This is a genomic window from Streptomyces sp. NPDC029526, from assembly GCF_040637405.1.
Lineage (GTDB): Bacteria > Actinomycetota > Actinomycetes > Streptomycetales > Streptomycetaceae > Streptomyces.
Genome location: NZ_JBEZWE010000001.1, coordinates 851,416 through 873,414, shown reverse-complemented (window position 1 = coordinate 873,414; position 21,999 = coordinate 851,416). Strand labels below are relative to the sequence as shown.

The following is a 21,999-nucleotide window of genomic DNA, read 5'->3' as shown; positions in this document are numbered from 1 at the left end:
CGAACTCTAAGCCCGCTCGTACCGATCAGTACGAGGTTTGAGTTATTGCGCTGTTACCAAAGGATCATCGGCTCGTTGTGATGCCCCTTAGCGTCTGTTACGCGAAGTAACCTTTGACTGAACTTCAGTAAATACGGCGGGACACCGGCCCGGGAGGCGGCTTTCCCCGGCTTTCCCCGGCCCTTCCGGCGCCCGGAACGGCGTCGCGACCGCCCGCGGGCCTGCGGTACCCTTGCGCCATGCGTGCCGTACGCCTCCTGCTTAGCGAGCCGCGCTGATCAGTCCCGACCGCCGGTGATGGACGGTCGGAATCGGCGCGGCGTCCCCTCCTGTGCGAGGGGTTTTTTCATTTCCGGCAGCCGCAGGCGCAGGCAGAGACGATCGATGGAGCTTTGAGGATCATGAGCGAGACGAACCCCGCGGCCGCGGAGGCCGCGCCGTACCGCTACACGGCCGCCCTGGCCGCCGAGATCGAGGCACGCTGGCAGGACTTCTGGGACGCCGAGGGCACCTACGCCGCCCCCAACCCCAAGGGCGACCTGGCGGGTGACCCGGAGCTGGCCGCCCGGCCCAAGAAGTTCATCATGGACATGTTCCCGTACCCCTCCGGCGCGGGACTGCACGTCGGCCACCCCCTGGGCTACATCGCCACCGACGTCTACGCCCGCTTCCAGCGCATGACCGGGCACAACGTCCTGCACACCCTGGGCTTCGACGCCTTCGGCCTGCCCGCCGAGCAGTACGCCGTGCAGACCGGCACGCACCCGCGCGTGTCCACCGAGGCCAACATCGAGAACATGACCGCCCAGCTGCGCCGGCTGGGCCTGGGCCACGACAAGCGCCGGTCGTTCGCCACGATCGACCCGGACTACTACAAGTGGACCCAGTGGATCTTCCTGCAGATCTTCAACTCCTGGTACGACCAGGACGCCCGCCGGGCCCGCCCGATCGCCGAACTGGTCGAGCAGTTCGCCTCCGGTGAGCGCCCCGTCCCCGGCACCGACCGCGCCTGGAACGACCTGAGCGAGGCCGAGCGCGCCGAGGTCCTGGGCGAGTACCGGCTGGCCTACGCCTCCGACGCGCCCGTCAACTGGTGCCCCGGACTGGGCACCGTGCTGGCCAACGAGGAGGTCACCGCCGAGGGCCGCTCCGAGCGCGGCAACTTCCCCGTCTTCAAGGCGAAGCTGCGCCAGTGGAACATGCGGATCACGGCCTACGCCGACCGCCTGCTGGACGACCTGGACGCCCTGGACTGGCCCGAGGCCATCAAGCTGCAGCAGCGCAACTGGATCGGCCGCTCCGAGGGCGCCCGCGTCGACTTCCCCATCGACGGGGAGAACATCACCGTCTTCACCACCCGCCCCGACACCCTGTTCGGCGCCACCTACATGGTGCTGGCCCCCGAACACCCGCTGGTGGAGAAGTTCACCCCGGCCGCCTGGCCCGAGGGCACCCGCGAGGCGTGGACCGGCGGCCACGCCACCCCCTCCGAGGCCGTCGCCGCCTACCGCGCGCAGGCCGCCTCCAAGTCCGACGTGGAGCGGCAGGCCGAGGCCAAGGACAAGACCGGCGTCTTCACCGGCGCCTACGCCGTCAACCCGGTCAACGGCGAGCGGGTGCCCGTCTTCATCGCCGACTACGTCCTGATGGGCTACGGCACCGGCGCGATCATGGCCGTCCCCGCGCACGACTCCCGCGACTTCGCCTTCGCGCGCGCCTTCGACCTGCCCATCGTCTGCGTGGTGGAGCCCACCGACGGCCGCGGCACCGACCCGGCCGCCTGGGACGACGCCTTCGCCTCCTACGACGCGAAGGTCGTCAACTCCACCGGCGACGGCGTCACCCTGGACGGCCTGGGCGTCACCGAGGCCAAGGCCCGCATCACCGAGTGGCTGGAACGCGAGGGCCACGGCGAGGGCACCGTCAACTTCCGCCTGCGCGACTGGCTGTTCAGCCGCCAGCGCTACTGGGGCGAGCCCTTCCCCATCGTCTACGACGAGGACGGCGTCGCCCACGCCCTGCCCGAGTCGATGCTGCCGCTGGAACTGCCCGAGGTCGAGGACTACTCGCCGCGCACCTTCGACCCGGACGACGCCGACACCCAGCCCGAGACCCCGCTGTCGCGCAACGAGGACTGGGTGAACGTCACCCTGGACCTGGGCGACGGCCGCGGCCCGCGCCGCTTCCGCCGCGAGACCAACACCATGCCCAACTGGGCCGGTTCCTGCTGGTACGAGCTGCGCTACCTGGACCCGAACAACTCCGAGCAGCTGGTCGACCCGGAGATCGAGCAGTACTGGATGGGCCCGCGCGAGGGCATGCCGCACGGCGGCGTCGACCTGTACGTCGGCGGCGCCGAACACGCCGTGCTGCACCTGCTGTACGCCCGCTTCTGGTCCAAGGTGCTGTACGACCTGGGCCACATCTCCTCGGCCGAGCCGTTCCACAAGCTGTTCAACCAGGGCATGATCCAGGCCTACGTCTACCGCGACAGCCGCGGCATCGCGGTGCCCGCCGCCGAGGTCGAGGAGCGCGACGGCGCCTACTGGTACCAGGGCGAGAAGGTCTCCCGGCTGCTGGGCAAGATGGGCAAGTCCCTGAAGAACGCGGTCACCCCGGACGAGATCTGCGCCGAGTACGGCGCCGACACCCTGCGCCTGTACGAGATGGCGATGGGCCCGCTGGACGTCTCCCGCCCCTGGGACACCCGCGCGGTCGTCGGCCAGTTCCGTCTGCTGCAGCGGCTGTGGCGCAACGTCGTCGACGAGACCACCGGCGAGCCGACCGTGGTCGACGTGGAGCCCGACGAGGACACCCTGCGCGCCCTGCACAAGGCCGTCGACGGGGTCCGCCAGGACCTGGAGGGCCTGCGCTTCAACACCGCCATCGCCAAGGTCACCGAGCTGAACAACCACCTGACCAAGGCGAACGGCCCGATCGCGCGGTCCGTCGCCGAGGCCCTGGTGCTGCTGGCCGCGCCGCTGGCCCCGCACGTCGCCGAGGAACTGTGGCGCAAGCTGGGCCACACCGACTCGGTGGTCCACCAGGACTTCCCGGTCGCCGACCCGGCCTACGTCGTGGACGAGACCGTGACCTGCGTCGTCCAGGTCAAGGGCAAGGTCAAGGCCCGGCTGGAGGTGTCCCCGGGCATCTCCGAGGACGAGCTGGAGAAGGTCGCGCTGGCCGACGAGAAGGTCGTGGCCGCGCTGAACGGCGCCGGCATCCGCAAGGTGATCGTGCGGGCACCGAAGCTGGTGAACATCGTCCCGGCGTGATCGTCGCGGGAGCCCTCCCTAGGGCTGCCGTCCGCGGTCGACCGTGTGCGGGACGCGGGTTGCCGACCGTGTGCGGGACGCGGCTTTTCGGGGTAGTCCCCTACGGGCAGGTTCGGGGTTCGGACGGAACTCCGCACCTGCCCGTTGCGTTTACCGTTGAAGAGCGGCGCGGAGCGTGCCGGAACAGGCCGAAGGGCCGGAGGAGGAGCCCCGTGGAAGCAGTGATCGCAGTGTTCGCCCTGCTTTTCGTGCTCTTCGTGGTACTCGGTGCCTACGCCACCGTGAAGGTGGTGGGCGCGGCCAAGCGCACCGCCGACCGCCACATCACGCAGGCCCGCCGCACGGTCGAGGACCACACCCTCAAGGCCAAGGCCCTCGGCCGTCCCGGCCCCGCCGGTGAGATCGCCCAACTCCGCCTGAAGCTGCGCACCTCCATGCGGGCCACCCAGGAGGCGCTGGAGTCGGCCGCCGCCGAGGACGCGTCCGTCAAGGAGTCCCTCGGCCTCTTCGAGCGGCTCAGCGCGCACGGCCGTGAACTGGACGACGAACTCCGCCGCCTGGAATCCGACCCCGACCGCGCCACGCTCGCCGCCCGCCTGCCCGACCTGCGCGAGCGCACCGAACGCATCACCCACTCCGCCGACTCCCTGCGCTGGGCGGCCCGCGACCGCGCCCGCCGCTTCGCGGACGACGACCTGGAATCGCTGAGCGCCCAGATCGACATGGAGGCCGGCGCGCTACGGCACTGGACCACCGCCGAGGAGCCCACCGCGTCCGCCGACCCGTACCGCGGGACCCCGGACACCGGCAGCACGCCGTCCGCCGGCTCCACGGCGCAGGACCCCGCGCGGCAGGCCCCCGCGCGGGACTCCCGCCCCGAGCCCGCGCGCCCCGCCATCACCCCGCCCGCGCCGCGGCCCACCTACCCGTGGCAGAAGCAGGCCCGCCCGGAGAGCACCACATGACGGGGCCCGCCGCGCGGCGGGGGACGCCAGGTGACCAGGACGATCCTCGCCGGGCCGCGGGGGGACGCCAGGTGACCAGGACGATCCCGAGGACGGGCAGCGGCCACGGGGGAAGTCGATCCGGTGAACCGGCAGCGGCCACGGGTGAGGTCGATCCGGTGAACCGGCAGCGGTGACTGGGAGGGACGCCCCCGGGAACGGGGAGCGGCGCGTTCCGGGGCAGCGGGGCGTGATCCGGACACGGCCGCGCCCGGCGCACGGGGCCGGGCTGCCACGAGCCCACCCCGGCAGGTAACCTCCAGCTCATGTCCCGCCATGTCGCGATCGTCACCGATTCAACGGCCTACCTTCCGGCCCGGACGATGGAGCGGCATCGCATCACGGCGGTCCCCCTGACCGTGGTCCTCGGCGACCGCGCCCTGGAGGAGGGCACGGAGATCTCGACCCGCTCCCTCGCCCAGGCGCTGCAGAAGCGCCGCCCGGTCACCACCTCCCGCCCCGGCCCGGAGGTCTTCGCCGAGACCTACCGCAGGGTCGCCGAGAGCGGCGCCGACGGCATCGTCTCCCTCCACCTGTCCGCCGAGCTGTCCGGCACCCACGACGCGGCCGTCGTCGCGGCCCGCACGGCACCGGTCCCGGTACGGGTGGTGGACACCGGCATGATCGCGATGGCTCTGGGCTTCTGCGCCCTGGCCGCCGCCGAGACCGCCGAGGCCGGCGGCACGGTGGACGAAGCGGTCACGGCCGCCGAGAAGCGCGCGGCCAACACCTCCGCCTACTTCTACGTCGACACCCTCGACTACCTGCGCCGTGGCGGCCGGATCGGCGCGGCCCAGGCCCTGCTCGGGTCGGCCCTCGCCGTGAAGCCGCTGCTGCAGCTGGCGGACGGCCGGATCGAGCCCCTGGAGAAGGTGCGGACCGCCTCCAAGGCCATCGCCCGCCTGGAGGAGATCGCCGCCGAGCGGGCGGGCGGGGCCGAGGTGGACGTCGCCGTCCACCACCTCGCCGCCCAGGAACGCGCGGATGCCCTCGCGGACCGCCTGCGCGCCCGGCTGCCCGGCCTGTCCGACCTGCACGTCAGCGAGGTGGGCGCGGTGATCGGCGCCCACACGGGACCGGGGCTGCTGGGGGTCGTCGTCTCGGCGCGGTGAGCGGGGCCGCCGGCGTAGGGGGCGGTGCCGGAGTTGTGGACCGGGGACCGGCCCACGCCGTATGCCGCAGGCTGCCGGGCGGGACCCCTGGTCACCCTCTCGCGAGGAGAGGCGTGTGGTCGGCTACTGGCCGGGCTCTCCGGCCGCCAGGGCGTCGAGGTGGGTGGCGACGCGCTGGAGCAGTTCCATCAGGACCCCGTACTCCTCGGCCGAGAGGCACTCCATCATCCGCGTCCTCAGAGCTCCGGCCCTCTCGGAGGCCCGCTCGTGGACGCGTCGCCCCTCCTCGGTCAGCGTCATCCGTCCGTCGCCCGTCTGCCCCGCCCAACCGCGCTCGACGAACCGCTCGACCTGCGACCGCATGGTCGGCTCGTCGGCTGACAGGAAGGCCGCCATGGTCTCGTCGAGCGCCGCGACGGTGATCGGACCGTACGACATCGTGTTGAGCACCTGCCAGGCCCTGCGGTCCAGGCCGTCCGCGGCCAACAGCCGGCCCATGGTCTCGGTGAGGGCTCCGTCGATGTGCTTCAGCCAGTAGCCGAGAGGCCGCTGCTCGCGGACGCTGGGCAGGCGGGTCGTGTCGGGCATGCCGATCACCCCTCATATGCATGTCTTATGGCAATAGTTGTAAGCTAACATGCATGTCGCAGAGGGATCAACAGGAAGCCGTCGCCGCGGTCGAGCGGGCGATGGTGGTCATTCGCCGCAGCCAGACCCGCAGATCGCTGGGGCGCCTTGCGCCGCCCGACGGAAGGAAGCCGATCGACCCCACCCTGTTCGGCGTGCTGGATGCCGTCGAGGCCCGTGACCGGGAGTGTGCCGTCAGCGATGTCGCCGCCGCCCTCGGCGTGGACCAGCCCCGGGCGAGCCGCCTGGTGCTGCGCGCCACCGAGGAAGGATGGATCACCCGCCGCACCGACCCGTCTGACGCCCGGCGTACCCTGCTCGCCCTGACCGACGAGGGGCAGGAGGAAGTCGACCGCGCGCACCGCTTCCGGCAGGAGGTCTTCGCCCGTGTGATGGCGGACTGGACGGACGCCGACCGGACCGAATTCGCCCGGCTCATCACCGCGTTCGTGACCTCGTACGCCCGGAGCGTCCCCGGCGCCGCATGAACTTCCCGTCTCCGAGGCCGTGGTCGTCGGGCTCGGCGTCGACCTCCCCGGGCCGTGCCGGGACTCCCGTGCCGGACTCCCGTGCCGGGACGGAGAGCTCGGGCAGGCTTGGAGACGGCACGCTGCCGTTCCCCGTTCGGGTGACGGAGTTATCCACAACCCGTCGGTGATCCACGGAATTCGACCAAGATCATCGCGATGCGGCCGGGTGCCCGATGCTCCTCGCATGGCACTTCGATCACGTTCACGCACAGCGGCGGCGAGCAGCGGTCCCGGCCGGGGCGCGACGTCCGACGGCCGGGTCCGGCACGGCGGCCCCACCGGGCCCGGACGGCGGGGCGCACGGCAGGGCGGACGGGGACGGCACGGCTACCGGCGTGCGGACCGTGCGGCATCGGCGGTCCTGCTCCGGCAGCGCGCGCGGACGCTGTTCGGTGAGCGGCAGACCGGTGACGCGAGCGTCTGCGGTGGGACCGGCGACGGCCGGGTCGCGGATGACCGAGCCGCGCCCGGGACGTCGATCGAGGGTGCGGTGCCGGACGGGGCGTTGGTCGACGGGGTGGTGCCGGACGGGGCGTCGGTCGAGGGTGTGGTGCCGGACGGGTCGTCGAACGCGGGAGCGGGCGCCGACGCCACCGTGGGGAGGTCGGCGAGGCGCGCCCCGCGCTGGGCGGTGACGGCGGCGACGGATGCCGTCACGCGGGCGGGGCGGGGCCCGAGCGCGGGCCCCGACGCACGCCCGGGAGCCCGTACGGGTGTGGACGCGGATGCGGCGGCGCACGCGGGGGCGAGGTGGCACCGGGACCCCGGCCCGGCGGTGAGGCACCCGGATCCCCTCGCGGCAGCCGATGAGGACGCAGCTGATGAGGACGCTGCCGAGGAGGCGGCTGACGTCCCCCGGCGCGGTGAACGGTTGGGACTCGCCCTGCGCGAGCGGCTGCCGTTGTGGATTCGGACGCGCTGCGGGCTGGAGCGGCGCAACGTGATCGCGCTGACGGTGGTCTTCGTGGTCGCGGTGGCGTTCGCCGCTCACCACTTCTGGTCCGGCCGGACCCAGCCGGTGCGGGCACCGGAGGTGCTGCGGGCCGCCTCGTCGCACCCGCCGGCGGCGGAGGTCGGAGCAGCGGCGGCCGAGGCCGGGCCGGGTGCCGCCTCCGGCACCCCGCCGCAGGCCGGCCCCCAGGCCCTCGAGATCGTGGTCGACGTCTCCGGCAAGGTCCGCGACCCGGGTGTGCACCGGCTGCCCGCCGGATCCAGGGTCGAGGACGCGCTGCGCGCGGCGGGCGGAGTACGCCCCGGCACGAAGACGGACGGGCTCAACCGGGCCCGGTTCCTGGTGGACGGGGAGCAGGTGGTGGTCGGGGGCCCGGCGCCCCCGCCGGGAGCGGGTGGCACGGGCGGTGCCCCGGCCGGCGCGGGCGGTCCCGGTGGCTCCGGTGGCCCGGGCGGCGCCGGACCCGTCACGCCGGTGTCGCTCAACACCGCCACCGCGGATCAGCTCGACACCCTGCCCGGAGTCGGCCCCGTCCTCGCGCAGCACATCATCGACTACCGCACCCGTCACGGCGGTTTCCGCTCGGTCGACGAACTCCGCGAGGTCAACGGCATCGGTGACCGCCGCTTCGCGGACCTGCGCAACCTGGTGCGGCCATGAGGCACCCCGTCCACGCCGCCGCCGGGAACCGGCTCGGCGCGTCCCGTCCAAGGCAGGAGGCGCCGATCGACCTCCGTCTCGTCGTGCCCGCACTCGCCGTCTGGGCCACGGCCGCACTCACCCTGCACGCCCCGCCCCGCTGGGTGGCTGCCGTGGCGGTGCTCTTCGGCACGGGTGCGGGCATCCTCCTGCTGCTGCGTCGCGGCCGACCCGGCCAGGGCGAGGCACCCGCCCGTGCCCGTTCCGGCCGGGACGGCGCACCGGCCCGTGCCCGCCCCGTTCGGGACGGCGCATCCGCCCGTGCCCGCTCCGGCCGGGACGGCGCACCGGCCCGTGCCGGCTCCGGAGCGGTGCAGCGATACGTTCCCCTCCCCGCCGGGGTCCGGATCACCGCCGCGGCGGTGCTGCTCGGCATCGCCACCGCAGCCGTGGCGGCCGGCCTGCACGGCGCCGACCTGCGGCGCGGCCCGGTCCCGGACCTGGCGCGGGAGTACGCGCGGGTGACGGCCGAGGTGGAGGTCACCGCCGACCCCCGGCGCGCCCGCCCGGGCTCCGGTGGTGGCGGTTCCGCCCCGCCCTCCCTCCTGATCGAGGCCGACGTGCGGACGGTGGAGCGGGCGGGCACGGCCCCCGTCGAGGTCCGCACCCCGGTCCTGGTGATCGTCGACGACCGCTCCTCCGGACGGGACGTTCCCGCCGCCCGGGCAGGCCGGGACGCGGAGGGTTCGGAGGGTTCCCCTTGGCTCGCGCTCCTGCCCACCACCCGGTTACGCGTTGAGGCGCGCCTCGCGCCGACCACGTCCGGCGACCGGTTCGCCGCCGTGCTGAGGACCAGAGGCGCGGGTGGGCCGGACGTCGTGGGAGAGCCGTCGGGAGCACAACGGCTGGCGGGGGAGCTGCGCGCCGGGCTGCGCGAGGCCACCGACGACCTGCCCGCCGACGCCCGCGCCCTGCTGCCAGGACTGGTCGTGGGCGACACCTCGCGGATCCCCCCGGACCTGGACGAGGCGTTCCGGGAGACCGACCTCACCCACACGCTGGCCGTGTCCGGTGAGAATGTGGTGTGCGGGGGTGCGTCACGGTGTGGTGCGGGTGTTGCTGGCGAGGAAGGATCAGCCGCCTGACCTGCGCCTATTCGTCGGTGATGTCGTCGATGATCTGAAGGGTGTCATCGAGGCGGCGACGCAGGCGCTCCACGAGGATGATCAGACCGGCCGCCGGTAGCTGCGCAAGATCTTCGGCTCGGGCGCTGTCGAGGTCGCGGCGGGCGTAATCGATGCGCGCGCGCTGGCCGTCGGTGAGGGTGCAGTGGCGGGGGTCCTGCTCGTCGCTCATGGGGGAGTGCACCTGTGGGGCGAGGGTGGGTGGGGGCTGCTCTTGACCATGGGGTGTGGGCGCCTGTCAGACAATAGGTCAACAGGGGCATCACTCGAACGAGTGTTTCATTCGACGTGGTCTTGTGCCCGACCGGGTGACGTGCTCAGAAATGTACCAACCGTGGTACAGACACCGATCACCGCCCCGACCAGCGTGTACGCGTGCCCTCCGATCCACTGCCCGACTGGGTACCCGCCCGCCGCCGACAGATCGGAGACCGCATCCGCGCCGCCCGCACCACCCGGCGCCTCTCCCAGGAGAAGCTCGGCGAGCTCGTCGGCCTGGACCGCAAGACGATCAACCGGATCGAGCTGGGCGTCCACGCCACCAGCATCGACCACCTGCTCCTGATCGCCGACGGCCTGGACGTGCCCCTCGCCGACCTCGTGGGGTGAGCGGCCCGCCCCCGACGGGGGGCGAGGAACGGGCCGCCCGGTCCCGCCTCCGACGCATCGGCGCAGCCGGAGACGGGAGCCTCAGTGCGCGCAGCGGCGCATCCGCACGTTGCAGTCCGACACCTGCGCGACGTCACCCGACCGGCGCGCCATGGCCCGCTGGCGCGCCCACCGCGTGCAGTCGTCGCAGCCCGGCACGGGCTCCGGGTCCGTGAGCGGCAGGCCCAGCACGGGCGCATCAGCCATGGTCGTCCGAAGCTCGACCGCGGCCGGCCCGCCCTCGAAGCTGTCGTGCAGCAGGCGGCGCACCACGATGGCGCAGGGGCAGTCGGGCCCGGCCTTGCAGGCGGCGCAGTCCTCGGCGTGCACGAACAACCACGTGTACGCCTTCGAGCCGACGCAGCGTCGGCAGCTGCGCGGGTACCACCGGTACTCGCCGTCGAGTCGCTTCTTCAGGCGGGGGCCGAGGTCGACTGCGGTCTGGGGGGTGAGGGTCCTGCCGTCCCACACGCACGCCGCGCCCCGCACCTGCGCCTCGGACAGCATCTCCATGCGGGGCAGGGGCAGGGAGGTGAGTACCTGCTGCCGGACGTCGGGCGTCGGCGGTGTGTCCTGGGTGGTGGGTGCCTGGCTAGGCTCTGCCATGTCGTCGCTCTCCCTCTGCGTGAGCGGTGGCCACGCCCCCGGCCGGTCGCACGGCGCGGGGGTCTTCTGTAGGTCAGGACTGTACGCCTTACATCCCTTGTATGCACTACATGCAGTGGATTGACCGCTCGCGGAGAGTGATCACTCTGCCTAGCGTGGCTTGCATGATCGACCCGACCTCAGAGGTGCCGCGCTGGCGACAAGCGCACGCGATCATCGTCGAGCGCATCCGCGCCGGGGAGTACCCGCCGGGCACCCGCATCCCGTCGGCCGTCGCCCTCTCCGAGGAGCTGGGCATCAGCACGCCCACCGCACAGAAGGCGCTGCGCCAGCTGCGCGAGGACGGCCTCACGTACACAGTGCCGGGCTTCGGCTCCTACGTGGCCGAGCGCCGCCAGGCATGACGAAGCGGCCCCGCCCTCCCGAAGGAGGACGGGGCCGCGGTCATCGGGCGAACAGAGAGATAGCGCCAGTGGCGGCGCCTGCCACACCGGCAAGGACACCGATCGTCGGCAGAGGCCACCGCGCGCGTTCGAGAGTGCGGATCCTGAGCTCGTGGTCAGAGATGTCGGACCGGATGTCCTTGGTCTCGTCGAGTATGCCGTCGATCTTGGCCTCGATCCGGCTGACCGTCTGAGCCAGGTCCCTCACCTCCTGATACATCTGGGCGCTGCTGATGTACACGCCCGGGTCGGGCGTGGCCACTAGACCCCCTTGGCGAGAGACGCGCTGTTGGTGACGTCGCGCCAGCGGGCCACCAGTCCCTTCAGCAGGGCGAGCGCGGCCCCGACCCCGCCAGCCGCGGCGGCGTACCACATGCTGCCGTCGAGCGGCTGCGTGATGACGATGCCGCCGATGAGCGCCTGGAGGAAGGTGGACAGGACGCGCTCCAGGAGGTCGCGGGCGTAGGCGCCGGCGGTCTTCACGACGGTCTCGGTGGTGGGGAAGCCGGTCATGGTCTGGTACCTCACTTCTTGGGCAGGGTCAGCTTCTGACCCGGGGTGATGGCGTCCGCGTCGCGGACGCCGTTGAGGGTGGCGATCTCCCGCCAGCGGGCGCCGTCGCCCAGCCTGCTGGCGGCGATGGACCACAGGGTGTCGCCACGGGCGACGGTGTACGTGGTCGTGGAGCTGGCGGGCAGCTTCAGCTTCTGGCCGACGGCCAGGCGGTCCGGGGCGCGCAGGCCGTTCAGGTCGACCAGGGCGGGCACGGTCGTGCCGTGTGCGCGGGCGATCGCCCAGAGGGTGTCTCCGGTGCGCACCGTGTACGTGCCGCCGGAGCCGCCGGTGGACGGCTTCGTCCCCAGCCGCTTCGCGACCCGGGACCGCATCGAGGTCATGGTGAAGCCGCGCGGGTCGACCTTGCCGGGCTGCCACTCCAGGTGCCCGATCACGCTGCGCTCGTTCCAGCCGTGGTGGCGGCACACCGCGGCGGCCGCGCGCTCGATGGCCTCCAGCTGGACCGCCGGCCAGGGGTCCTCGCCGTCGCCGAGGTTCTCGCACTCGAAGCCGTAGAAGTGCCGGTTGCCGTCGGTGTTCGCCTCGTCGTCGACGGGGAGGGCCTTCTCCCCGATGACCGCGCGGAGGACGTCGTCGTCGCCGGACCCGGCGTGGTTCGCGCGGCCGTAGCCGACCAGATACACGGTGCCGTCCTTCGCGATGACCCCGTGGCAGAGCGGACCTGGGAGGGCCGCGTACCCGTGCCGGCAGATGTCGACAGTGCGCTGAGTTCCCTTGGTGACGGTGTGGTGGATCATCACCCCGTGCACCGGCCCCCAGGGGCCCTTCGCGTTGCGGTGGTGCTCGCGCCAGTTGCCGACCTCGACAACCGTCAGCCCTTCTGCTTTCAGCGCGGCGAGAAAGGCGCTCGCGGACATGGGTGGTGCCATGGGTCCTCCAGGGCATGAAGAGGCCCCGGGCCGGAACGGCACCGGGGCGGGCGAACGGGTGGGTCAGGCCGCGGCCTCGTAGGTTCCCGCCAGGCGGATCGCCGACCCGGACGCCCACGTCCACGGAGTCGTCGCGTCGATGATCCCGGACGACGACGGCGCCGTGTCGTCATACCGGCGGCCCGAGCACTCCACCACGAACTGGCTCGCGCTGTTGAGGCGGGCGCGCACGGGCATGCGGGACGCCGGGCCCGACAGCTCGATCTCGCCCATGCCGGTGATCAGCATGGACGAGGACGCGGTGACCGGCGTGGAGAACTGCCAGTTGTCGCTGGTCGACCCCGCCCCGAAATTCGTGGTCACCCCGAAGCTGATCTCCAGGCGGAAGTGCACAGTGCGAGCAGCCACCGCGTACCGCGCGGTGACCGAGGCGTCCCCGAAGGAAGGCGTGGCCGCCCCAGACGTGGTGGACCAGACCGGCGTCCAGTCCTGCCACGTCGGGCTGATCGCGGCCAGCCGGGACGCGGTCAACCGCATCCCCGGCTGCCATGGTTCGTAAGGCATGCTGCTCTCCTCCTACAGGGCGGCGATGGTCGGGGTGGCGAGCCGCACGTCCGCGCCCGCTGAGTGCGCCTTGACGACGCCGTTGACGGAGCGCTGCACGGTGAAGCTCTGCGGTGACGTGCCGCCGGTCACCGCGGTCACGGTCATCACCTCGCCACCCACCAGGACGTCGAACGGAAAGTCGGCCGGGTACGTGCTGCTGGCCACCCACGCAGGGCCGGCCGTCACCGCCACGGACAGCGTCGTCGCCGCCTCGTCCACCGGCGCGGCCAGCTCGCTGCCGTCCGTATCCACCCGGCCCAGCACAGGGTCCTCCACCACACCCACCCGCCACGGCGACCCCGGCGCACACACCAGATCGACCGTCCAGGTGCGCACCCCGATCTCCTCGCGCACGCCCTGCACCATCAGATCCACCGGCCCCGGCGGCAGATGGTCCGGCAGATCGGTCAGCCGGATCAGGTCGCCCTCCGACAGGTCGAGGATGGTGGGGATCAGCTCCGGTGCCCGGTGCAGGCGGATCGAGACGACCGGATACCGGGCCTCGTCGACGGTGCCGAGGTGCAACAGCCACCAGGCCATCGGCTCCGTCTGATCGTCCGAGTGCAAGTTGAGCGTGACCGAGTCGTCGTACCGGCCGACCCCGACCGGCGGGTCCTCCACCGACAACGGCCCGGACGTCAGCTCCGCCCGGCCCGAACTCCCGCCCGCCCGCTGGACCGTCCAGTCGTTCCGCAACGTCGAGTCGTCGTCGATCGGCTCCAGCTCCGCCAGCCCCCGCTGCCGATAAGACAGCGTCAGCTTCGGCGTCTGGTTGTACAGCGACGCCCGCGTCCGGTACACCAGCCCCAGCCGCTCCCGGTCCTCCACCAGCATGCCGCCGTCAGCCTGCTCGCACTGCTCCAGCTGCTCCAGCAGAGTCGCCGGCCGCTGCGGCCCCATCAGCGCCGTCTCCGCCATAGTCCCAGCGATCGTGATGGGCAGACCCTCCTCACTGCCCAGACGGACGAGACGCGCGCCCGCGCCTTCCGCGGTGAAGCCGTTCTCCGCATTGGCGAAGGTCGGGTTGTCAGTGGCCTGAAAAACCGCCAGGTGCCCCAGCGCAGTGCCCTCCAGCCCCTGCCCGAAGGCCGACCGGATACTGGTGAGCCGGCCGACCGCGCCCGCGAAGCTGCCAGTGATGAAGTGGCCTACCCCAGGCGTGTCTGCGTTCAGCCACGCGATATCGACCAGTACGGTCCCACCCGACTGCCGGGCGAAGACCCGGCAGCGGTTCCAGTTCCCGAAGAAGGAGGGCTTGGTGCCGGCGGTCGCGGACAGTTCAAGCAGCTGCACGCCCTCGCTGTCCAAGACCTGCAGCCACACGGCGTTCGTGGCGACCTGCACCAGGTAGCGCGCGCCGGTCCCCGTACTGCGGATGTCGTACAGAGTGGTCCTGGCGACCGGGGCCTCCGGCACCCGGTGCACCAGCTCCATCTGCCAAGGGCCCGTCCCGGACGCCGGTGGCGGTACGACCGCCGAGAAGCTGCCGTTCGGCTGCACGACGGGCAGTGCCGTCGACCCGCCCAGCGACTCGTCCGCCGCCATGTCGAAGCCAGACACCTTCATCGGCGCCACCCCGGGGATGGGGCTGGAGCACTGGCTGGCGTCGGCCTCGTCTTCCATCGGCCAGTACGCGATGAGCGTAGGGTCCGACGGGATGCGGCGCCGCAAGGTCGACTGGAAGAGCTTCCGGCCCTGGTTAAGGCGGCGCAGGATCCCCGCCGCCTCACCCTCCACCGTGATGAGCCGCCCGGCCCGGTCCCAGCGCGGCGGCCAGTCGGAGTACTCGCCCGCGAAGCGGATCCACCGATCGGTTATCTGGGCGCCGTTGGCCAGCGTCCACGTCAGCCCCGCCCCGTCGACGAAGGACGTCGCGCCGGGCGTCTGGGCGGTGAAGTCGACGTCCGCCACGGCCGTCCCGTCGATGCCGCTCCGCAGCTGGAAGCCGTGCAGGTAGCCGTCGGGGGAGGCGAAGCCGATCGACGCCACGTCGCCCACCTGCAGCGGCGCCGTGCTGTCGAAGATCTGCGTCGCCGCCGTCGGGCCCACGGCAGAGCCGAGCTGCGTCCACGGCCCCGCCATCGTGGGCGCCGTGTAGTAGGTGAGCATCCGCGTCGCCGAGGTCCACGTGGCTCTCAGCGCGATCCGGCCCGAGGCGGGGAAGGAGACGGCCTCGGTGGAGCCGATCTGCTCCAGAGCGGTCCCGTCCGGGCTGATCCGCAGGACCAGGTCACCACTGGCACCGATCATCAGAAGCCACGACCGCTGATTTCCCGTGACGGAGTACTTGCCGCACAGCTCCAGCGTCTGCCCCAGCCGCTGGCGCAGGGCCACGTCGATGCGGATGTCGATGCTGCCCGTGATGCCGAGCGTCGGAGCGTCGGGGGTCGCGGCCCGGGCCAGCAGCTGCCCCTGGGGAAGCAGCAGCCGCGGGCTCCCCGCAAGGCTGATCCGGGTGGGTGTGTTCTTCCCCAGCAGCCCGAAGTACGGACTCCTCGGGTTGCGGGGTGAGTACAGGCCGTTCGGGCTGCGGAGGGTGAGGGAGCAGGAGGCCGGGTCGACCGCCTGCCCCTCACCGGACCGGCCCCGCGCATGCGTGATCCGGTCCTTCAGCTGCACGTGCCCGGTGACGTCCGTCCACGTGCCGCCGATCTGCATCTCCACCTGGGTGCCGAGCGGCTCCTGAGGGAATGTCACCCGCCCCTCCTTCCTGCGAGCACCAGGTCGACGTCGCCGCCGCCGCGCTTTCGGACGCTGCGGCGCAGGGACTCCGTCACGAAGTCGTCGCCGGCCCGGCCGGAGGACCGGATCTCGATGACCGTGCGCTGGGCTGCGGCCCTGCGCGCGCCCGCGCTGGCCATGTCCCACGAGCCCGGCGCCGGCGTGTCCACCAGCGACGCCATCGTCGAGTTGACCGCCGACCGCTGCCCCTCCACGCCCTTGATCAGGCCCTGCGCCGTGTACTGCCCGACCAGCGCCATCACACGCGACGGGGACTTGATGCCGAGCGCCTTCCTGATGCTCTTCGACATGTTCTTGGCGATCCGCAGCATGGCCGACTCGATGAACTTTTCCTCCTTCCGGAGGCCCTTGACGATGCCCTGAGCTGCGGCGATGCCCGCCTTGTACATGGCGTCACCGGCGGTCGTGCCCGCCTTCCCGGCCGCCGTCGTGAGGAGCTTCTGCTGCGCGTTGATCTGCTTGATCTGCGCGCTGCTGGCGTTGGCCAGAGCGGCAGCCGAGGACGCGCCGCCCGTCACACCAGCCTGCGCGATCTGCGCGATCAGATCCGAGCGAACGCCCTTCTTCCGCAGCGTCGCCAGATGCTTCGCGAAGGTCTGCGCGGCAGCCGTGTCCTGTCGGAGCCCGGCCAGGATCGTCTCGGCGGTCTGGTGCCAACCGCCGGTGTCCTGCTTGGTGATGTCCGCGTCGCTGAGGACGCCCTTCTTCACGTCGTCCGCGAGCTTCGTGCGCGCCTTCCGCAGGTCCTCCAGCTTCTTCGTCGCCGTCTTCATCTTCTTCGCCAGCGCGGTCTCCCGCTTGGCCAGGGACTGCAGCATGTCCTTGTGCGCCGCGATGATCGTCAGGGCCCGGGAGCGTCGGCGGCCCGGCGACATGGAGTCCCGCACGATGTCCGCCAGCTTCGTGGACGCCGCCTTGACCTGCTTGCCCGACCCGGTCAGACCGTCGATGAGACCGCGCGCGATCCACCGGCCCTGAGCCTTCGTCACCTTCGACGGGCTGGAGATGCCCAGCGCCTTGGCGATCGGCCCCGGGATCTTGCTCTTCGCGAAGCTGATCAGCTTGTCGCGCAGCCACCCGCCCATCGACGAGATGCCGTTCCACAAGCCCTGGACGACGTTCCGGCCCTTCTCCCGCAGCAGCCCCGTCAGCGACCCGATCCCCTTCGAGATCCGGGACGGCAGACCGGCCACCCACGTGACCATCTCCAGCGCCTTCTTGACCGACGTGTCCTTGAAGGACTGCCAGGCAGTGCGCGCCCGCTCGCCGATCGACGAGCCCAGGCTCGACAAAGCCCCGGCCGCCCGGGACGGCAGACCGGCCACCGTGGTGATGAAGGAGTCCCAGGCCCGGCCGACCGGGCCCGCGATGTACGTCGACCACAGACCCGAGAACCAGGTGCCGATCGCCGAGCCGAGGCCATCCATCACGGTCCCGGCCTGGCCCGCCTTCTCGCCCACCCACGTGGTGAAGGAGGTCCACCACTGGGGCAGGTTCTCCGTCAGGCCCTGGACCAGCGACGAGACGAAGCCCACCATCAGCGAGATCCCGGCCGCCGTGATCGCGGCAGCCACAAGCGCCGGCAGGGCAGCGAGTGCCATCACGATCGCCGACGCGATGAGCGCGATCTTGAGGACCTTGGTGGGGTTCTGCATGACCCACTCGCCGACCGCCTCGCCAGCGCTGGTGATACCGCTGATGATCTTCGGGGCGAGTTCCTTCGCCTTCTCCAGCAGCCGCTGCCCCAGGATCGGCAGGAAGGCCACCACGCGGTCGGCCAAGCCGGAGCTGTCGGCGTTCTTGCCCGCCTCCTCCCACATCCCGCCCAGCGCCTCGCCAGCGATCCGCTTCGCGTTACTGAAGGCCGGGATCACCGTGCCGCCGAGGAAGTCCACGACACCCTGCTGCAAGCCCCGCTTGAACTGCTCCACCTTCGTGCCCGCGTTCTCGCGCAGCGCATCGCCCATCTTGTCCGCGGCGCCCGCCGTGCCACCCATGGCCTTCGAAGCCTCGTGCAGGTTGAGCTTGAAGAAGGCAGAGCCCAGGTCCTCACCGGGCCCGCCGAAGAGCTCCTGAATCGCGACCTTCGCGACGTCAGACTCCGGGCCCAGCTCCACGATCGCGTCGTGGATCTTCGCCATCGCCTCTTCGCCGCGCTTACCGCCGGCCGACAGGTCCGCGATCATCTCGTCGGCGTTCAGACCCACGGACTGCAGCGCCTCGACCTGCGCCTTGCCACCGGACGTGACCCGGAGCTCCAGCTCCTTGAAAGCGTCCGCGACCTTGTCGGTGTCCTTCCAGCCCGCAGCGATGGCCTGCCGCATCAGACCGAAGGCGGTCCGGCCGGACAGCCCGCTCTTGGCGAACTGCACGCCGTACTCGGTGACGGTCTCGAGCAAGTCCTCGCCGTTCTTGTCGAGCCCGGCCATGCCCTTGGTGATCATGTCGAAGGCCTCGGTGGAGTCCTTCGCCAGGCCCGTCTTGACCGCGATGCCCGCAGCCTGCGCCGCCTGCGACACGTCCACGTCAAACGTGTTCGCCAGGTCGGCGGCCTTCGTCGCGATGGACTCGATCTGCGCGTTGGTCGTCCCGGGCGGGATCAGCCCCGAGCCCATGACGGCCTTGATCGTGTCCGCGCCGTCCTGGAACGTGTCGACGACCGCCGAGGTGTAGAGCTGACCGGCGATCTTCCCGTACTTCTGCGCCTCCGGCCCGGTCAGCCCCAGCTGCGCACCCAGCCGCCCCGTGATCCGCGACTGATCCATCGCCTCACCGAACGCCGTCATCAGCAGCGCGCCCGCGGCGGCGCCGGCGGCGAGCGCGGCCCCGCCCGCCACCGCCTTCAGCCGCTCCAGCTTGCTGCCCGCCTGGTCGACCGCCCCGTCCGCGCCCTCTCCGGCGCCGTCGGCGAGGCCGTCCCCGACCGCGTCACCCGCAGCCCGTCCCGAGGCGACGAAGCGCCCTTGTGCGTTGCGGAGGCGGCCGTCGGCGCCGCGGTACAGGCCTTCGCCGAGCCCTTCTCCGGCCTGCTGCCCGGCCCGTTCGGCGTCGTCGCCGATCTGCTGCCCGGCCTGCCGCATGGCGGTCTCCGCGCGGCGAAGGGCCGGGTCCACCGCGCGGTCGTCGACGGACAGGACGGCATTCAGTTCGCCGACGGTCAGCGCCATGGCTACCTCCTGCGGTTGCGTTGGGTCTTGCTGGTGTCAGGAGGTGGCGCGAAGTGCCGGTGCAGGCGGGAGTCGCAGGAGAGCAGGCCGAGGATGCGGACCTGGAGCCACCGCCATGTCCGCTCCCGGAGCACGCCGGAGTCGGCGTCGATGCCGTACTCGGAGTGCAGGTCCGCCTCGATGAGCGGCCACTGGGCGAGGAGCTTGTCCCAGGTCAGGTTCCGGAGCGTCCCTGACCGCGCCCGCGACGGCGTCGGGAGCCCGCCCTCGTACCACTCGTAGAGGCCGGTGACCGGGTCGTACTCGCCCCGCCCGACCCCGAGGTGCCGCGCCTCTCCTGCGCCCTCCGGGCCTCCCGATTCGGCGCTTTTCCCCCCGGCTGCTCACCGGTCCGCCAGAACTCCGCGGCCGTCTCCTTGTCGGAGATCACCCAGAACATGGCCGTGAGCGCGACGTGCTTGAACGTGCCCCAGGACACGCCGTCCGCGAGCATCTCGTCGTAGGCGTCACCGAGGCACATGCGGTACAGGTCCCGCTCCTCCTCGTCGTCCAGCACCGGAGTGTCCGGCCGCTTCTCCCCAGCGGCGAGCCGGGCCGCCAGCGTGGTGACACGCTCGATGCGGATGCCGTCCTCCGCGGGCGGGTCCTCGATCCGGTACACCCGGGTCTCCCCGCCCCTGATGCGGACGGGGAGTTCCAGGTAGTCGTCGAGGAAGGAGTCGAGCGCCTCGAAGTCTCCTGCCATCAGGACCCGGCCAGCGGGTTCTCGATCGGCGTGAGCGGGCCGTCACCAGTGAAGGTGATCTCCGTCTCGCCGAGCGCGGTGTATTCGCCCCCGGCCGGCTGCCAGTTGGGGATGGCCTTGCCCATGTAAGCCTCGGGCAGACCGTTCCGGTTCATGAACCGGAGCCTCACCTTGTTGGCGTCGCCGTACTCGAAGTGCGCCTCGCGGATGGCCTCGTGTACCTGGTTGTAGACCTTGACGTCCTTGTTCGCCTTCCGGCGGATCGTGACGCTCAGCTCCCAGGCTTGGCCGGTCTTCTCGTTCGCGGCCCAGCCGTCCCCGTCGTAGTCGCTGGCGTCCTCGATGTTCGGCTCGCTGGTCAGCTGGAACTCGCGGACGCCGGGGCAGAGCTGCCAGTCCGGCGCCTCGTCCGTGCCCATGTTGACTTCCAGCCGCCACTCGCGGGCAAGCTCAGTTTCCTCGGTGGGAGTGGACATGCGGTCCTCCTAGTCGATCGTGTGAGGCCCGGACCGCACGGTCCGGAAGTAGTAGTTCGCGGTGCGCTCCATGCGCCCGCTCGCGTCCTGGCCGATCCACGCCTCGGAGTTCCGCCAGGAGATTTCCACCCGCACCCCACGCGCGTCCCAGGAGCGGCGGTTGTGCAGGACGTCGAAGACGGCGTCGCTCAGGTCGAGCACATCGAGCGGGGCCGTGCCCGCCCGCATGCGCGCCTGGACGCCCGTGATGGAGTCCGTCGAGTCGTCGTCGGCCACCGGGTACGAGGTCAGGCCGATCACCCTGCCCGGCCCGTCCGGCAGCCGCCCGAGGACGATCCCCGTCCCGTCCGGCGGGAGCGGGCCCGTCTCGTCGTAGACGCCGACACCCTCCGCCGCGAGCAGCTCGGCGACACCGCGCAGCAGATCGGTCTCGTGGCTCACCGCAGCGCCCGCCTCAGCTGAGCCTCCAAGATCCGCTGCACCGGCCCCCGGCAGGCGTTCAGCGGCTGCTCCAAGTACTTGGCCTGCCTGCCCGGAGCGTGCCGCCACGTCAGCTCCTCATGCTGCCGGGCCGCATACGGCGTGTCGTAGGACACCATCGCCACCAGGTCGCCGGCGTCGACCGACGCGGTGCCCGTGTTCTGCAGGCCGCCCTCGTCGATCGGCACCAGCTCCTGCGACTCCGCCAGGACGAACTCGGCGCCGAGTAGCAGCCCGCGGGCGGCAGCGTCCCGCATAGCGCCCGCTGCCGCAGTCCCGTCGAAGCGCAACCGAAAGCTCTGCGGCATCGTGGCTCCCTCAGGTGAGTTGGATCTCCGTGTGGTCCGGCGTCGGCAGCCCGCCCCCGTCCCGGGACAGGGCGGCGATCACCGTGGTGGTCCGGCCGGACGGCAGCGTTACCCGCGACAGCGGCGGGGCCGTGGTCCCCGGAGCGCAGTAGGCCGTGGACGACGACGTGGTCTCCTCCCCGGCCGGCGTGCGCACGGCGCGGGTCTGCTCGTCCACGAACGCTCGGATCTCCTGCGGCGGCCCGTAGACGGGGCCGGTGCTGGACTCGCCCCGGTAGTGCTCGATCGTGATGCGGTGGCGCAGCAGCCACCCGGGGATGCGGCTCACCAGGGCACCGCCAGCGCGCCGATCCACAGCTTGTCGTGGAGGTGGGGGGCGCGGAGTTCGTCCAGGACTTGCGGGGCGATCTGGCGGGCTGCGGAGTCGTCGCCCGTCACCGAGGTGACCGACCGGCCCAAGTTGACCGAGCCGATGGTGACGGAGCCGTAGCCCACCCCGGCCGCGCCGGTGCTGTCGCCGATCTCCTCCCACCAGGCGACCTGCGCGCACACGGCCCGGCCGATCGCGGTTGCGACGTCCGGGTCGGTGGGCATGCCGTCGTCGTCGACGTCGTACCGGCAGACGAGCAGGAGCATCGAGTCGAGCATCCGGGACGCGTCCGCCAGCAGCCGGGCGGAGTCCAAGGGCGGGGCGGCGTGGAGGTAGTTGGCGAGGTCGGTCGTCGTTGCGTACACCCGGCCACCGGTGGTGGTCTCCGGGGGCGGGGCGACGGCGACCAGCTCGTGCTCGACGCTCGCTCCAGTCCCGGACACTGCCCAGGACAGTCGCCATACCCCGGCCGCCGTGTAGGTGAGCGGCGCCGTCCAGGTCTGCCCGCCGTCGGCCGTCGTGGCCACCGGTGTGGTGACCGTGCCGTCTGGCGCCGTCACTGACAGGGCAGCCTGGGTCGTCGTGTCGTAGGGAGCCACCACCAGCTGCGCGGTGACCAGGTCGCCTACGTCTGGCACGG

Annotated in this window: 23 protein-coding genes; 8 read left to right on the top strand and 15 right to left on the bottom strand. The window is 71.8% G+C overall.

The window, feature by feature from the left end:
• The first annotated feature begins 401 nt into the window (after positions 1 to 401).
• The 3 genes from leuS to AB0F01_RS03995 all read left to right on the top strand — a co-directional run bounded on the left by leuS (position 402) and on the right by AB0F01_RS03995 (position 5,391).
• The gene (gene leuS / locus AB0F01_RS04005; RefSeq protein ID WP_362089661.1) at positions 402 to 3,275 is read left to right on the top strand and encodes a leucine--tRNA ligase; all 2,874 of its coding nucleotides are present in this window, start codon (positions 402 to 404) and stop codon (positions 3,273 to 3,275) included.
• Positions 3,276 to 3,487: 212 nt separating this feature from the next.
• Positions 3,488 to 4,240: a hypothetical protein gene (locus AB0F01_RS04000; protein ID WP_362089659.1), complete on the top strand. Its 753-nt coding sequence runs from the start codon at positions 3,488 to 3,490 to the stop codon at positions 4,238 to 4,240.
• A 305-nt stretch (positions 4,241 to 4,545) separates the two neighbouring features.
• On the top strand, positions 4,546 to 5,391 hold the full coding sequence (locus AB0F01_RS03995; RefSeq protein WP_362089657.1) for a DegV family protein: 846 nt from the start codon (positions 4,546 to 4,548) through the stop codon (positions 5,389 to 5,391).
• A gap of 123 nt (positions 5,392 to 5,514) precedes the next feature.
• On the opposite strand, the gene AB0F01_RS03990 is transcribed toward AB0F01_RS03995, so the two are convergent.
• The gene (locus AB0F01_RS03990) at positions 5,515 to 5,979 is read right to left on the bottom strand and encodes a hypothetical protein (protein WP_362089655.1); all 465 of its coding nucleotides are present in this window, start codon (positions 5,977 to 5,979) and stop codon (positions 5,515 to 5,517) included.
• Positions 5,980 to 6,032: 53 nt separating this feature from the next.
• On the opposite strand from AB0F01_RS03990, the gene AB0F01_RS03985 reads away from it, so the two are divergent.
• From AB0F01_RS03985 to AB0F01_RS03975, 3 genes are all read left to right on the top strand, one after another.
• Positions 6,033 to 6,506 carry a MarR family winged helix-turn-helix transcriptional regulator gene (locus tag AB0F01_RS03985; protein ID WP_362089653.1) on the top strand — a complete coding sequence of 158 codons (474 nt, stop codon included), beginning with the start codon at positions 6,033 to 6,035 and terminating at the stop codon, positions 6,504 to 6,506.
• Between the two features lie 559 nt (positions 6,507 to 7,065).
• On the top strand, positions 7,066 to 8,160 hold the full coding sequence (locus AB0F01_RS03980) for a ComEA family DNA-binding protein (protein ID WP_362090226.1): 1,095 nt from the start codon (positions 7,066 to 7,068) through the stop codon (positions 8,158 to 8,160).
• Positions 8,157 to 9,284, top strand: a complete 1,128-nt coding sequence (locus AB0F01_RS03975; protein WP_362089651.1) for a ComEC/Rec2 family competence protein — start codon at positions 8,157 to 8,159, stop codon at positions 9,282 to 9,284. Before AB0F01_RS03980 ends, AB0F01_RS03975 begins: the two co-directional genes overlap by 4 nt.
• A gap of 7 nt (positions 9,285 to 9,291) precedes the next feature.
• On the opposite strand, the gene AB0F01_RS03970 is transcribed toward AB0F01_RS03975, so the two are convergent.
• Positions 9,292 to 9,495, bottom strand: a complete 204-nt coding sequence (locus AB0F01_RS03970) for a hypothetical protein (protein WP_362089649.1) — start codon at positions 9,493 to 9,495, stop codon at positions 9,292 to 9,294.
• A gap of 203 nt (positions 9,496 to 9,698) precedes the next feature.
• Between AB0F01_RS03970 and AB0F01_RS03965 the strand changes: the two genes are divergently transcribed.
• On the top strand, positions 9,699 to 9,932 hold the full coding sequence (locus tag AB0F01_RS03965) for a helix-turn-helix transcriptional regulator (protein WP_362089648.1): 234 nt from the start codon (positions 9,699 to 9,701) through the stop codon (positions 9,930 to 9,932).
• An 81-nt stretch (positions 9,933 to 10,013) separates the two neighbouring features.
• Here AB0F01_RS03965 and AB0F01_RS03960 read toward each other — a convergent pair whose 3' ends face one another.
• Positions 10,014 to 10,577 carry a hypothetical protein gene (locus AB0F01_RS03960; RefSeq protein ID WP_362089646.1) on the bottom strand — a complete coding sequence of 188 codons (564 nt, stop codon included), beginning with the start codon at positions 10,575 to 10,577 and terminating at the stop codon, positions 10,014 to 10,016.
• A gap of 164 nt (positions 10,578 to 10,741) precedes the next feature.
• Between AB0F01_RS03960 and AB0F01_RS03955 the strand changes: the two genes are divergently transcribed.
• The gene (locus AB0F01_RS03955) at positions 10,742 to 10,981 is read left to right on the top strand and encodes a winged helix-turn-helix domain-containing protein (protein WP_362089644.1); all 240 of its coding nucleotides are present in this window, start codon (positions 10,742 to 10,744) and stop codon (positions 10,979 to 10,981) included.
• 40 nt (positions 10,982 to 11,021) lie between these two features.
• Here the strand turns inward: AB0F01_RS03955 and AB0F01_RS03950 are convergent, their stop codons facing one another.
• The 12 genes from AB0F01_RS03950 to AB0F01_RS03895 form a co-directional block, all read right to left on the bottom strand.
• The gene (locus tag AB0F01_RS03950) at positions 11,022 to 11,282 is read right to left on the bottom strand and encodes a hypothetical protein (RefSeq protein ID WP_362089642.1); all 261 of its coding nucleotides are present in this window, start codon (positions 11,280 to 11,282) and stop codon (positions 11,022 to 11,024) included.
• Positions 11,282 to 11,533, bottom strand: coding sequence for a hypothetical protein (locus AB0F01_RS03945; protein ID WP_362089640.1), 252 nt, complete (start codon positions 11,531 to 11,533; stop codon positions 11,282 to 11,284). Before AB0F01_RS03945 ends, AB0F01_RS03950 begins: the two co-directional genes overlap by 1 nt.
• A gap of 11 nt (positions 11,534 to 11,544) precedes the next feature.
• Positions 11,545 to 12,465 carry a LysM peptidoglycan-binding domain-containing protein gene (locus AB0F01_RS03940; protein WP_362089639.1) on the bottom strand — a complete coding sequence of 307 codons (921 nt, stop codon included), beginning with the start codon at positions 12,463 to 12,465 and terminating at the stop codon, positions 11,545 to 11,547.
• 63 nt (positions 12,466 to 12,528) lie between these two features.
• Complete coding sequence (locus AB0F01_RS03935) at positions 12,529 to 13,029, bottom strand: hypothetical protein (RefSeq protein WP_362089637.1); 501 nt, start codon at positions 13,027 to 13,029, stop codon at positions 12,529 to 12,531.
• Between the two features lie 12 nt (positions 13,030 to 13,041).
• Entirely contained in the window at positions 13,042 to 15,768 is a 2,727-nt protein-coding gene (locus AB0F01_RS03930) for a hypothetical protein (protein WP_362089636.1), read from the bottom strand.
• Positions 15,765 to 18,980: a phage tail tape measure protein gene (locus tag AB0F01_RS03925; protein WP_362089634.1), complete on the bottom strand. Its 3,216-nt coding sequence runs from the start codon at positions 18,978 to 18,980 to the stop codon at positions 15,765 to 15,767. The genes AB0F01_RS03930 and AB0F01_RS03925 overlap by 4 nt, the downstream gene beginning before the upstream one ends.
• Before the next feature lie 214 nt (positions 18,981 to 19,194).
• Complete coding sequence (locus AB0F01_RS03920) at positions 19,195 to 19,725, bottom strand: hypothetical protein (protein ID WP_362089633.1); 531 nt, start codon at positions 19,723 to 19,725, stop codon at positions 19,195 to 19,197.
• Complete coding sequence (locus AB0F01_RS03915) at positions 19,725 to 20,201, bottom strand: phage tail tube protein (protein WP_362089631.1); 477 nt, start codon at positions 20,199 to 20,201, stop codon at positions 19,725 to 19,727. The genes AB0F01_RS03920 and AB0F01_RS03915 overlap by 1 nt, the downstream gene beginning before the upstream one ends.
• A gap of 9 nt (positions 20,202 to 20,210) precedes the next feature.
• Complete coding sequence (locus AB0F01_RS03910) at positions 20,211 to 20,642, bottom strand: minor capsid protein (RefSeq protein ID WP_362089629.1); 432 nt, start codon at positions 20,640 to 20,642, stop codon at positions 20,211 to 20,213.
• A complete protein-coding gene (locus AB0F01_RS03905) occupies positions 20,639 to 20,989 on the bottom strand; it encodes a hypothetical protein (RefSeq protein WP_362089628.1) in 351 nt (116 codons plus the stop codon). The genes AB0F01_RS03910 and AB0F01_RS03905 overlap by 4 nt, the downstream gene beginning before the upstream one ends.
• 10 nt (positions 20,990 to 20,999) lie before the next feature.
• Complete coding sequence (locus AB0F01_RS03900; RefSeq protein WP_362089626.1) at positions 21,000 to 21,317, bottom strand: hypothetical protein; 318 nt, start codon at positions 21,315 to 21,317, stop codon at positions 21,000 to 21,002.
• Positions 21,314 to 21,997 (bottom strand): hypothetical protein, encoded by a 684-nt coding sequence (locus AB0F01_RS03895; protein ID WP_362089624.1) that lies wholly within the window; start codon positions 21,995 to 21,997, stop codon positions 21,314 to 21,316. The genes AB0F01_RS03900 and AB0F01_RS03895 overlap by 4 nt, the downstream gene beginning before the upstream one ends.
• Between the last annotated feature and the right edge of the window lie 2 nt (positions 21,998 to 21,999).

Excerpts from the sequence above, each read along its gene's own strand:
- leuS (WP_362089661.1), top strand. The coding sequence starts at position 402 with ATGAGCGAGACGAACCCCGCGGCCGCGGAGGCCGCGCCGTACCGCTAC.
- AB0F01_RS03995 (WP_362089657.1), top strand. The coding sequence starts at position 4,546 with ATGTCCCGCCATGTCGCGATCGTCACCGATTCAACGGCCTACCTTCCG.
- AB0F01_RS03990 (WP_362089655.1), bottom strand. The coding sequence starts at position 5,979 with ATGCCCGACACGACCCGCCTGCCCAGCGTCCGCGAGCAGCGGCCTCTC.
- AB0F01_RS03985 (WP_362089653.1), top strand. The coding sequence starts at position 6,033 with ATGTCGCAGAGGGATCAACAGGAAGCCGTCGCCGCGGTCGAGCGGGCG.
- AB0F01_RS03975 (WP_362089651.1), top strand. The coding sequence starts at position 8,157 with ATGAGGCACCCCGTCCACGCCGCCGCCGGGAACCGGCTCGGCGCGTCC.
- AB0F01_RS03970 (WP_362089649.1), bottom strand. The coding sequence starts at position 9,495 with ATGAGCGACGAGCAGGACCCCCGCCACTGCACCCTCACCGACGGCCAG.
- AB0F01_RS03960 (WP_362089646.1), bottom strand. The coding sequence starts at position 10,577 with ATGGCAGAGCCTAGCCAGGCACCCACCACCCAGGACACACCGCCGACG.
- AB0F01_RS03955 (WP_362089644.1), top strand. The coding sequence starts at position 10,742 with ATGATCGACCCGACCTCAGAGGTGCCGCGCTGGCGACAAGCGCACGCG.
- AB0F01_RS03945 (WP_362089640.1), bottom strand. The coding sequence starts at position 11,533 with ATGACCGGCTTCCCCACCACCGAGACCGTCGTGAAGACCGCCGGCGCC.
- AB0F01_RS03940 (WP_362089639.1), bottom strand. The coding sequence starts at position 12,465 with ATGGCACCACCCATGTCCGCGAGCGCCTTTCTCGCCGCGCTGAAAGCA.
- AB0F01_RS03935 (WP_362089637.1), bottom strand. The coding sequence starts at position 13,029 with ATGCCTTACGAACCATGGCAGCCGGGGATGCGGTTGACCGCGTCCCGG.
- AB0F01_RS03925 (WP_362089634.1), bottom strand. The coding sequence starts at position 18,980 with ATGGCGCTGACCGTCGGCGAACTGAATGCCGTCCTGTCCGTCGACGAC.
- AB0F01_RS03920 (WP_362089633.1), bottom strand. The coding sequence starts at position 19,725 with ATGGCAGGAGACTTCGAGGCGCTCGACTCCTTCCTCGACGACTACCTG.
- AB0F01_RS03915 (WP_362089631.1), bottom strand. The coding sequence starts at position 20,201 with ATGTCCACTCCCACCGAGGAAACTGAGCTTGCCCGCGAGTGGCGGCTG.
- AB0F01_RS03905 (WP_362089628.1), bottom strand. The coding sequence starts at position 20,989 with ATGCCGCAGAGCTTTCGGTTGCGCTTCGACGGGACTGCGGCAGCGGGC.